This window comes from Xanthomonas populi, assembly GCF_002940065.1.
Lineage (GTDB): Bacteria > Pseudomonadota > Gammaproteobacteria > Xanthomonadales > Xanthomonadaceae > Xanthomonas > Xanthomonas populi.
This window is the reverse complement of record NZ_MDEJ01000138.1, coordinates 1-10,038: the sequence shown is the minus strand read 5'-3', so window position 1 is coordinate 10,038 and position 10,038 is coordinate 1. Positions and strand designations below refer to the sequence as shown.

At 63.2% G+C, this 10,038-nt stretch carries 10 protein-coding genes, 1 other RNA gene and 2 pseudogenes; 4 read left to right on the top strand and 9 right to left on the bottom strand.

All coding sequences use genetic code 11. The features are described 5' to 3' along the window. Nucleotides 1-32 precede the first annotated feature (32 nt). The 5 genes from XpopCFBP1817_RS17325 to XpopCFBP1817_RS17305 all read right to left on the bottom strand — a co-directional run bounded on the left by XpopCFBP1817_RS17325 (nucleotide 33) and on the right by XpopCFBP1817_RS17305 (nucleotide 3,029). Nucleotides 33-386, bottom strand: a complete 354-nt coding sequence (locus XpopCFBP1817_RS17325; protein ID WP_128418064.1) for a hypothetical protein — start codon at nucleotides 384-386, stop codon at nucleotides 33-35. A 33-nt stretch (nucleotides 387-419) separates the two neighbouring features. Next, nucleotides 420-1,157, bottom strand: coding sequence for a twin-arginine translocase subunit TatC (gene tatC / locus XpopCFBP1817_RS17320; RefSeq protein WP_128418063.1), 738 nt, complete (start codon nucleotides 1,155-1,157; stop codon nucleotides 420-422). Further along, nucleotides 1,154-1,810, bottom strand: coding sequence for a Sec-independent protein translocase protein TatB (gene tatB / locus XpopCFBP1817_RS17315; protein WP_128418062.1), 657 nt, complete (start codon nucleotides 1,808-1,810; stop codon nucleotides 1,154-1,156). The genes tatC and tatB overlap by 4 nt, the downstream gene beginning before the upstream one ends. Nucleotides 1,811-1,825: 15 nt before the next feature. After that, complete coding sequence (tatA, locus tag XpopCFBP1817_RS17310; RefSeq protein ID WP_128418068.1) at nucleotides 1,826-2,053, bottom strand: Sec-independent protein translocase subunit TatA; 228 nt, start codon at nucleotides 2,051-2,053, stop codon at nucleotides 1,826-1,828. A 73-nt stretch (nucleotides 2,054-2,126) separates the two neighbouring features. Further along, the gene (locus XpopCFBP1817_RS17305; RefSeq protein ID WP_167393964.1) at nucleotides 2,127-3,029 is read right to left on the bottom strand and encodes a lipid-binding SYLF domain-containing protein; all 903 of its coding nucleotides are present in this window, start codon (nucleotides 3,027-3,029) and stop codon (nucleotides 2,127-2,129) included. Nucleotides 3,030-3,182: 153 nt separating this feature from the next. Here XpopCFBP1817_RS17305 and hemH point away from each other — a divergent pair, with 153 nt between their 5' ends. From hemH to XpopCFBP1817_RS17290, 3 genes are all read left to right on the top strand, one after another. Further along, nucleotides 3,183-4,148: a ferrochelatase gene (gene hemH / locus XpopCFBP1817_RS17300; protein WP_128418066.1), complete on the top strand. Its 966-nt coding sequence runs from the start codon at nucleotides 3,183-3,185 to the stop codon at nucleotides 4,146-4,148. 2 nt (nucleotides 4,149-4,150) lie between these two features. Next, nucleotides 4,151-5,002, top strand: coding sequence for an alpha/beta fold hydrolase (locus tag XpopCFBP1817_RS17295; RefSeq protein WP_128418065.1), 852 nt, complete (start codon nucleotides 4,151-4,153; stop codon nucleotides 5,000-5,002). Nucleotides 5,003-5,107: 105 nt separating this feature from the next. After that, a non-coding RNA gene (locus XpopCFBP1817_RS17290) (sX9 sRNA) lies at nucleotides 5,108-5,184 on the top strand. A gap of 231 nt (nucleotides 5,185-5,415) precedes the next feature. Here XpopCFBP1817_RS17290 and XpopCFBP1817_RS17285 read toward each other — a convergent pair. Continuing rightward, nucleotides 5,416-5,610 (bottom strand): annotated as a pseudogene (locus XpopCFBP1817_RS17285) (hypothetical protein); the annotation flags it as partial. A 39-nt stretch (nucleotides 5,611-5,649) separates the two neighbouring features. Next, nucleotides 5,650-6,642, bottom strand: coding sequence for a CDF family Co(II)/Ni(II) efflux transporter DmeF (gene dmeF / locus XpopCFBP1817_RS17280; protein ID WP_128418061.1), 993 nt, complete (start codon nucleotides 6,640-6,642; stop codon nucleotides 5,650-5,652). Between the two features lie 64 nt (nucleotides 6,643-6,706). Here dmeF and XpopCFBP1817_RS17275 point away from each other — a divergent pair, with 64 nt between their 5' ends. Further along, nucleotides 6,707-6,979 (top strand): metal/formaldehyde-sensitive transcriptional repressor, encoded by a 273-nt coding sequence (locus XpopCFBP1817_RS17275; RefSeq protein WP_128418060.1) that lies wholly within the window; start codon nucleotides 6,707-6,709, stop codon nucleotides 6,977-6,979. A 201-nt stretch (nucleotides 6,980-7,180) separates the two neighbouring features. Here XpopCFBP1817_RS17275 and XpopCFBP1817_RS17270 read toward each other — a convergent pair. Together XpopCFBP1817_RS17270 and XpopCFBP1817_RS17265 are read right to left on the bottom strand one after the other, a co-directional pair. After that, a pseudogene (locus tag XpopCFBP1817_RS17270) lies at nucleotides 7,181-8,099 on the bottom strand (GH39 family glycosyl hydrolase); the annotation flags it as partial. Between the two features lie 727 nt (nucleotides 8,100-8,826). Beyond that, nucleotides 8,827-9,336, bottom strand: coding sequence for a YozE family protein (locus XpopCFBP1817_RS17265; protein ID WP_128418059.1), 510 nt, complete (start codon nucleotides 9,334-9,336; stop codon nucleotides 8,827-8,829). Between the last annotated feature and the right edge of the window lie 702 nt (nucleotides 9,337-10,038).

Genomic DNA, 10,038 nt, shown 5'->3' with positions numbered 1-10,038 from the left:
GATCATGTCTGTCGTTCTCCGCTGGCAGGGCGTCAAGTCAATGATGGCAGATTGCTGGGGTTTTTAGAGGCTCCTTGAAGTGGATCGACCGTGTTGTAGATCAACAGCACTGCCGGCATGCCTGCTCTAGCGACCACACCCATTTGGGCACGCGCTTCGGTGATCTTCTGACGCACGTGCCAACCGATGGTTCTTGACCACGTTCCATCCGTCGGATTGATCCCGCGATCACTCTCGATCTGCTTGATCTCCACACCCACGACCGTGTCGCCAGTTTGCAAGTGGTAATCAGGCGTCTTGCTCGATGTCTCGGCTACTCGATGACACTGCAGCAAATGCTGCGCGCAAAATACCTCAAACAACTTCTCTGAGACGGTGCTTTGCATTTCCAATCCGGCGTAGTGGCCTCTGGAGACCGACTAAGCGGCCTTCGGCCCCACCGCACGCGCGGCGATGATGCCCAGCTCATAGAGCAGGCACATCGGGATGGCCAGCATCAGCTGCGAGACCACATCCGGCGGGGTGAGCACCGCGGCCAGGATGAAGATGCCGACAATGGCGTAGCCGCGGCCTTCGCTCAGTTGCTTGGGCGTGACCCAGCCCAGCAGCACCAGGATCACCAGCGCCACCGGCAACTCGAAGCTCGCGCCAAAGGCGAAGAAGATCGCCAGCACGAAGTCGAGATAGGAATTAGCGTCGGGGGTCATGGCGATCACGTCCGGCTTGAACGTGGTCAGGAAGTGGAATACCGCCGGCAACACCAGGAAATAGGCGAACGCGCAGCCGATATAGAACAGCGCTACCGCCGAGGCCAGCAGCGGAAACGCCAGCTTCTTCTCGCGCTGATACAGACCCGGCGCCACGAATGCCCAGGCCTGATACAGCAGCCACGGCACGCTGAAGAACACCGCCACGAAGAAGGTGAGCTTGAGCGGGGCGAAGAACGCGCCCGCCGGGTTCATCGCGATCATCGTCTGCCCGAGCGGCAGTTGCGAAATCAGCGGCGCGGCCAGCCACGAATAGATCGCGCGGGAGAACGGCAGCAGCGCCAGCAGCACCACGCCCAGGCCGATCAGGGCGCGCACCAGGCGCGCGCGCAACTCGACCAGATGCTCGATCAGACTGCTTTCGGCCTGTGCGTCGTCGAACAGGCTCACGGCTGCTTCTCCTGGATTTTGCTCGGCGCAGTCGGCTCGGTCGGCGCCTTCAGCGTGCTCGTCTCCATCGGCGTGGTGGTTACCGGCATCTGCACATGCCCGCTGGTGCTGGTGCTGGTGAGATGCGCTGCATGCGACGCCGGCACCACGGTGTCGTGTGGAGCTGGTACCAGCGTTTGATGGGGCGCCGGAGCAATGGGCTGTGCCTGAGCCATGACCGGTGCCCCAGCCGCTGGGGCATCTACGGCGGCAACCGCCGACGTCCCTGCGACCGACGCAGCATTGGCCCCAGCCGACACATCCGCATGCGCCAGCTCCAGCGGTGTTGGCACTGGTGTCGCACTGCTGCGGATATCGATATCGCGGCCTACCTCGTCATGCAGCGCGCGAGCGCCCTGCTCAAGGTGCTGCTGCTTGTTGCGCAACTGGTCTTCGGCGTCGCGCAGCGAGGTCTGCACGTCCTGCAGGCTGCGCTTGAGTTCGTCGGCCTCCAGTTCGCGCTCCAGTTCTTGCTTGACTGAATCCCATTGCATGTGCGCACGGCGCACCCACAAACCGGCAAACCGGGCCGCCTTGGGCAAACGCTCGGGACCGAGCACCACCAGAGCGACGATCGCGATGAGCGTCAGTTCGCCAACACCTATGTCAAACACCGACGCCGCTCCGGATCAGCGCGCGTCGCGGTCGCGGTCGGCCTGCGCCTCACGCGCCTGCTCGGCAGCGCGCGCGTCGTCACCGAGCTTGCCGGCCGGCTTGTCGTCGTCGTGCATGCCTTTCTTGAATTCCTTGACTGCGCTGCCGAGATCCTTGGCACCGCTGGTGAGCCGCTTGGTACCGAACACCAGCAACACGATCACCAGCACGATCAGCCAGTGCCAAATGCTGAAACCGCCCATGATCTGCTCGCTTGCTGAAGAAGTAGGAAGACGCAGGATACCCCAGCGCACCGCGCAGGGGGATGACAGCGGTTTAGCGGTTGCCGTCCAGCGATTGGGTGCGAATTTCACCGTCCGAGACCGGCTGGAATCCCTGTTGCGGCGGCGGCGTGGTGCTGGGCTGCAACGGCACGGTGCTGGCTTCGTTGGCCGGCGGCGGCGGGGTGGTCGCTGCCTGTGCCTGTGGCGGGTTGTGCGGACGCGGTGCGGGCGCAGTGCCATCGGCGCCGCCGACGGTGCCACGATTGGCGCGCGCGGTGTAGGTCGCCTCTTCCAGGCGGTCGCGGAAGGCGATCACGTCGGTGGACGCACGCTCGTTGGTGCGGCCTTCGAAGATCATGCGCGGGGTGGCGCCACCGCCGTAAGCATTCAGATCGGCGGCATCGTCGATCTGCAGGATGGCACCATCCAGTGCGACGCCAGCGAACAGCCCACGGGCGCGCGACCACGACCAGATCTCGGCCTTGAGCTGGCCGTCGGTGGCGGCGGCGGCATTGCGGCCGACCGGGCCTGCGGCCACGCCGGCGTCGGCGCCGAGGGTGAATTTGCCGTTGACGATGTTGTCCAGGCTGCGGTCGTTGCGGAACACCAGCACCACGTCGGAGGACTGCACGCCGGCCTGGAAGCCGATGCTGCCGCCGGTGAGCTTGACGAACACCGGCTGCGACCAACTGCCGTCGGCGTTTTTCATCGACATCAGGCCGTGCCCGCGACGGCCGCCGATCACCAGACCGGCCTTGAGCGTGTCGGGAATGACCACGATGGCGCGCGCTTCGTCGAGCAGCTTGTCCGGGATGGCCTGCTCGGGGATCTTCATGATCTCGTTGAGTACCCGCACCGCGTTACGCGCACGCTGGTCCTCTTCCGGGCCGGCAACGGCATGGCCGGCGGCGAAGGTCAACGACAACAACAGGGCCAGGCGCGACAAACGGGGCATGACAAGCTCCAAAGGGCAATCCGTCAAAGATAGCAATGGCGCGACGTTAGTCGCGGCGCAATGAATCGGTGGTGAGCGCATCCGGGTGATCAGAGACGGTCAATGATGCCGATCGGCACGCCGCATTCGGCATCGTTGCCGCGCTCTGCCAGAATGGCCGGCATGAATACCATCCCCGATACCGCTCTGCTGGTCGTCAATCTCGGCACCCCCGCCTCGCCCACCGCCCCGGCCGTGCGCCGCTACCTGGCCGAGTTTCTCAGCGACCGCCGCGTGGTCGCGATCCCGCCGCTGTTCTGGAAGCCGCTGCTGTACGGGGTGATCCTGCCGATCCGCGGCCCCAAGTCGGCCGAAAAATACGCCAAGGTGTGGCTGCCGGACGGCTCGCCGCTGGCGGTCTACACACGCCGCCTGGCCGATGGTTTGAAAGAGGTGATGCCCGATTGGCATGTGGAATGGGCCATGCGTTACGGCCAGCCCGCGCTGCGCAAGACGCTGGACGGCCTACGTGCGCGTGGCATCAAGCGCATCGTGGTGCTGCCGCTGTATCCGCAGTATTCGACCACCACCACCGCCTCGATCCAGGACGTGATCGATGCCTGGCGCCCGAGCGCGCCGGAGATCGCGGTGGAGGTGATTCAGGAGTATTGCGAAGACGCCGGCTGGGTGGCGGCGATCGCCGATTCGATCCGCGCGCATTGGCAGGCGCACGGGCGCAGCGAGAAGCTGATGTTCTCCTTCCACGGCCTTCCGCAACGCGTGGCCAATGCCGGCGACCCGTACCCGCAGCAGTGCGAGCGCAGTGCGCAGGCGATCGTCGCCGCACTGGGCCTGGGCGCGGACGAATGGCAGATGGGTTACCAGTCGCGCTTCGGCGCGGAGCGTTGGCTGCAGCCCTACGCCGAACCCACGTTGTGGAAACTGACCGAAGGCGGCGTGCGCAGCTTCGATCTGGTCTGCCCCGGATTTGCCACCGATTGTCTGGAAACCCTGGAAGAAGTAGCACTGGGCTTTGCCGAAACGCTGGCCGAGCGTAACGCCACAATGAGCTATATCCCGTGTCTCAACGCCAGCCCGGCACATGCGCAGGCGCTGGCCGCCTTGGCGCGTCGCGCGTGAGGTTGGAGCCGTTTGCGTGCGAACTGGCGATTGGCCGGATCACTGGATTGCGCAATCACGCGCGTGGCACGCGCCGGGTGCTGGCCCTGCATGGCTGGCTCGACAACGCCGCCAGCTTCCTGCCGCTGAGCGCGCATCTGCACGCGCAGGATCTGGATCTGGTGTTGCTCGATCTGCCCGGTCACGGCCACAGCGCGTGGCTGCCGACCGGTGCCGAATATACGCTCAGCAGCGCGATCGGGATTCTGCTGCAGGTGGCCGATGACCTGGGCTGGGAGCGCTTCAGCGTGCTCGGCCACTCGCTGGGCGGCGGCGTTGCCAGCCTGCTGGCGGCCGCCGCGCCGGAGCGTGTGGACGCCTTGATCGCGATCGAGGCCCTGGGTGCGCTGGCCGAGCCGGTGGAAGGCACCGCCACCCGCCTGCGCGATGCGATGGCCTCGGCACGCACGCTGGCACAGCGGCCGCTGCGGGTGTTTCCGTCGATGGACATGCCGGTGCGCGCACGCATGATGGCCAACCAACTCACCGAACCGGCCGCACGGCTGCTGGTGGAGCGCGGGGTGTGCGTGGTCGAAGGCGGCTACAGCTGGTGCAGCGACCCGCGCCTGACCCTGCCGACGGCAATCCGCATGACCGAGGCGCAGATCGACGTCTTGCTGGCTTCGGTCGTCTGCCCGACCCAGGCCATCTTCGCCACACCGGCGCAGGTGTACTTCCCGGATGCGTTACGCGATCACCGCGTGGCGCTGATGCGCGATGCGCGCCTGCATCTTCTGCCTGGCACGCACCATGTGCATATGGACTCGCCCGAGGCGGTGGCGGCGGTGATCAACGGGTTTTGGAAATGCCTCTGATCAGTTCACCCGAATCAAATGCATATCTCTTAGAGCGGCTAATAGAGCGGCTAACAAAACGACTGCGCAGCCGCCAGGCGGGCGCGGCCGGTGCTCGGAATCGGCATGTACCACCCGTACACTCCGGTTCTGAGCGCGCCGTCCGCACCCACCTGACGACTGCTCGCTACGTTTTGTTAGCCGCTCTTATTCCATAATATTCTAAATCTAAAGCAGGCTGCAATCCTGTAAAAGCCATAAAAGACTATCTAGGGAAGGTGTGATTAACCCATGCATCGCCGCCATGCGGCTCAGTCAAATCAATAAGTTAAGCTTCGCGCGAGTGGTTAATCAGAGAATCCCTAGCCGTCCCTGAAAAATCCCATTCAAGCACCAAGCCCTGCCGGCGACAGCCGCACCGGGTGTGAGGATCGCTACGTGATCGCCTGCATCCAGGCACGCCAAAAGGCGATCCAGCGCAGCAGCCAGCGCAGCAGCCAGCGCAGGGTGTCGCCGGCGGCGCAGCCAAGCACGTGCACTGCAGCGCCTTGTGCACCTGACAGCCGGCAGCGACGTCGCCGGCAGTCGTCTTTCAGGTGTCCGATCACCGGCTTCCACGCTGAAAAGCGCATGCCACGCATCGCGCCAAAGGAGTGCGCGCCGAACCGCTAGGCCCGCGCGAGCGCCGCTGGCGGACGCCGCAGCTCGACGGTGACGTGCACCAGTTCTTCGTGAATCTGCAACGCATTGCGGACCAAGTCTGCGTCGATGTCTGCCGCAGTGACAAGGCTGACCACGCAGGCATAACGATCGCTGCCGACGCGCCAGACATGCAGGTCGCCGATGTCGATGACATGGGGCAGCTCGGCAATGACCTGCTTCACTTCCTCCACCACCGGGGCATCCATCTCCGCATCCAGCAGCACGCGGCCGGTACTGCGCAGCAGTCCCCACGCCCACACGGTGACGAGTACCGCGCCGACGATACCCATGATCGGGTCCAGCCAGGTCACGCCCCAATGCATGCCGGCGACCAGCGCGACAATGGCCAGTACCGAAGTGGCTGCATCGGCCACCACATGCAGATACGCGGCGCGCAGATTGAGATCGGCGTGACCGTCGTGATGGTGACCGTGACCATGCCCATGTCCGTCATGCGCGTGTTCATGGCCGTGGCTGTGGTGATGGCCATGCGCATGGCCGTGAGAATCGCGCAACCACCAGGCGCAGATCAGGTTGACCAGCAAGCCGATGACCGCGATGGCCGTGGCTTCCTGATACTGGATGGGTTTGGGCGAAAACAGCCGTTCCACCGATTGGAAGGCCATCAGGCCCGCCACGCCCAACAGCAAAATCGCGCTGGTGTAGCCACCCAGCACCTCGACTTTCCAGGTGCCGAAGGTGAAGCGCACATCGTTGGCATTGCGCCGCGCGAAGCGGTAGGCGAACAACGCCAAGCCAAGGGCCAGCGCATGCGAACTCATATGCCAGCCATCGGCAAGCAAAGCCATGGAGTTGAGGGTCCAGCCGCCGACGATCTCCACCACCATCATGACCACGGTCAGGATGACGGCCTTGCGGGTGCTGTGTTCGGCCAGCGGGTTGGCGCTGGCAAAGGTGTGGCACTGCGTGCAGTGCGGCGCGGCGTGCGTGATCGACATCGGAAGTGGCTCTGGCTACGATACCCCCTATGGTATCTCAGATACCCCCAGGGGGTATACGGCAATGGCACATCTGAATCAGGACAAGTCCAAACTGCTCGCGCGCGTGCGCAGGATCCGTGGGCAAGTGGAGGGGCTGGAAAAAGCCCTGGCGCAGGACGTGGACTGCACTGCGTTGTTGACGCAGGTAGCGGCGTTCCGTGGCGCAGCGCAGGGGTTGATGGTCGAGTTGCTCAGCGAGCACTTGAAGCATCACGTGGCGGCACCGCACGTGCTGGGCGACCGCGAGCGCGCGGTCGAAGACATCACCGCCATGCTCAAGACGTATCTCAAATAAGTCCTCCACATCAGGCGCATGCGATCACCTCGATTCGCTTTCAACTTGGTGCGACGTGCGGGTTAACCGACGGCCAAGCATGCCCTAGACGTTGCTGGCGTCATGCGTGCAGTGTCTTGTGGTAATGCGCGCGACATGCGAAACCAGACGTTGCGCGCGATGCAGTCAGCTACGTCGCGCGCTGGAACTGCGCGCAGGGCTACGGCCTTTGAGCGCGTTCAAATACTTGTAGGCGAACCAGGCCGGCTTGCGGATGCCCGCGCGATTGATCAGGCCCGAAGCCACCGTGAAATGGGGTCGGCGGCGGGCCGGGTTCTTCGAACAGATCGGTGTAGGTCCAGTAGCTCATGCCCTGCACCAGACCTTGCACCTGTTTGAGCTTGGCCAGGATGTAAGGCGCGCTGATGTAGCTGTCGTGGACGAAATCGCGCGGCGTGTAGCTGGTACTCCACTCAGTGAAATACAGCGGCAGATCCGGAAACGGCGATGCCTGGATCTGCGCGCGCACGCGGCGCACATCGTCGACGACGGCGTCCGGCGAGGCAGACAGCTTGGTGTCCTGCTGGCCGTCATTCATCGAAAAACCCACCGTCCACGCCATAGGTATGCGTGCTGACGAAATCGATCGGCAGGTTGTTTTTCGCCACAGAGGCAGGCAGTTCCGGCACCCATGCCGCACCGGCCGTGGAGGGGCCACCGACGCGCAGCTGCGGGTCGATCGCCTTGATATCGCACTTGGCGTAAAACCCAATTCGACAACACGGACGAATGCGCTTGGCCAACAGCGCGTGGGAGAGATGATCCAGCTTGGTCCAGTCGTAGACGCGTGTGCCGTCGACATCTTTCACCGTGCCGAGTACGTCGTGGAACACGTCGTGGAAGCGGATGTAGCGAAGCCCCAGCTCCCGGACGGCCGGGACCAGCTGCGCCTGAGTGTCGCTGCGGATCAAGGTGCCTGGAAAGTCCCAGCCGATCGACCGATCATAGAAACGGTCGACCGGCCCGCCAGCGGTGGCTAGATCACCTGGATCACGCGAGGCGATGGCGCGACCTCGTGCGCCACTGCAGAGGTCGCCACGCTGCACGTCAGCGCTAGTGCTAACAAACGACTCAGACGCATAGCCGTGCCCGCCGATGTTCGATCAGAGAGCGTCACCGAGCTCAGGTGCAGCGCTGCGGGCCGGGTGTGGTTGCATCTGCTCACGCCTGTGGGTTAGACCAATAGGACCTAGTGGCCAGCCCCGTAGTTCAAGGCTTTGACCTAGCTCGGTGCCATGTCCCGCTAGCAAACGAAGGGCATAAGGCGCTAGTTTCGTGTAGGCGGGTACCCATAAGGCGCTAGCTCGACCAGGGGGTAACATAATTTCAGCATTATCAGTGACTTGGGTCGATCAGGTGGTGTTAGCGAAGATGCGCCTATCTACGCTTCTACCTTCGGTCTGCAAGTCGTCTGCGTGCCGCGCGTCCACCTACGCTAAGGGTCCAGGTCCGCTTGCCAGGACACAGCTCCTAGCGGGGGCCGTGTCGCCCTGGGTGATTTGACACATGCCGAAAAGAATCTGACGCTGTTGGAAGCTGCCGCCGCCTAAAAATTGTGCCCGCACGTGGGGCGAACACCATCGTGGGCACCCCCTGGACACCACAGTGCGGACATTTTGGGGACCCCAATGCACTGACTGTGGTGTCCATGCAACGCATAGTTGTAGCAGCACACAGCTATGCGTCTGATCTGTAACTCTTTGTGCAGTGGTCGGTGTCGTGTCGTCGGAGCGCATAGTCTGTGCACAACTAGCCGATATTGCCGTTGCGCCAGCGCCACCGCCGGTCGACCTCTGCAGTTCGGGAGTTCATCGTTCGCCGTGTGCTGACGAGAATTCCAGCAAGGCGCGCTCCAATGCTTCCAGCACGTGGTTGCCGTGCCTGGCCAAGTAGCTCTCAATCTCTTGCCGGCTGCTCCCGCTGACGGGGAATGATTTGTCAGCGCGCACATCCACTGCCAGATCCGACACCATGTCGTCACGATCTACCTGGGCCAGTAGCCAGCGATGGAACGCAGATCGGGATTGCTGGTAGGCCGCGTTGAGGGACACGGCCTTTGCCGCCAACATATTGGTGGCGCCTTCTGGTCGGCGGTACCGGCTTCGCCACACCGCGCCGCGCTCGCTCCAGCGCTCAATCGATTCAAGGTACCGCATCTCATGGGACTGCCCTCGATGCAGAGCGGCATTCTCGAAATGATCAGGGGGGCGGAACGAATCGCATCGTGCGCAGTAATAGGTGGATGGATCCTCCTCATCCTGGTCGCCATGCAGATAGTAACGGGTAGCTGCCCGCCCTACCGGTGCTTCGGCGGTCACCTTTGGTTGACCGCCAGGTGCACCGCGTGCCTTTGCCAGTAACGACCAGTTGGCGAACCCATGCTCTGCTGCCGCCCGGTCAAGGGCCTCGGCGTGCGTTAGGGAATTCTCGCGGGCAAACTTCTTGGCTTGACGCTTGACGCTTGACGCTTGATGCGGATGATCTGTGCCGGCAAAAGACTATTGGCCATGACTCAATCTCAGCGGTCGCTGCAAGGTCGATGCGTCCACACACCAAGCCAGCGGCGACCTCTGGAGGTCAAGGCGGGTCTTGTGTAAGCCACGCGCTGTCGATTCGACTTCGCCTTGTGGACGGGCGGGCCCGCGCATGGGCCGATGGCAGCTTACACCGGTTCACCAACCTGGGCCAAGGGTCCATCGGCGACCAAGTGACACTTACTTAGACTTAGGCGCGTATGTGGCTTATAGGATGGTCTACCAATGAAGCGATCGCAGCCCTACTGTAGTTCTGAACATGGCTCGCCAGAGCTGGCTTGGTGGACACCATAGTTCCGGGGAAACTCCGTCACCGTAGTTAGTCCATAGCTGCACTAACTACGGTGTAAAAACCAGACGCCACACCGCTTCCCAACTTGGTAGTCCAACCCAACGGCCGCCTATTGCTAGGGCCTGTTAACACATACGAAGCCCTTCAACGATCAGGACGAAGCTCAGGAATCCGAGGAACATGACGTCGAGCTT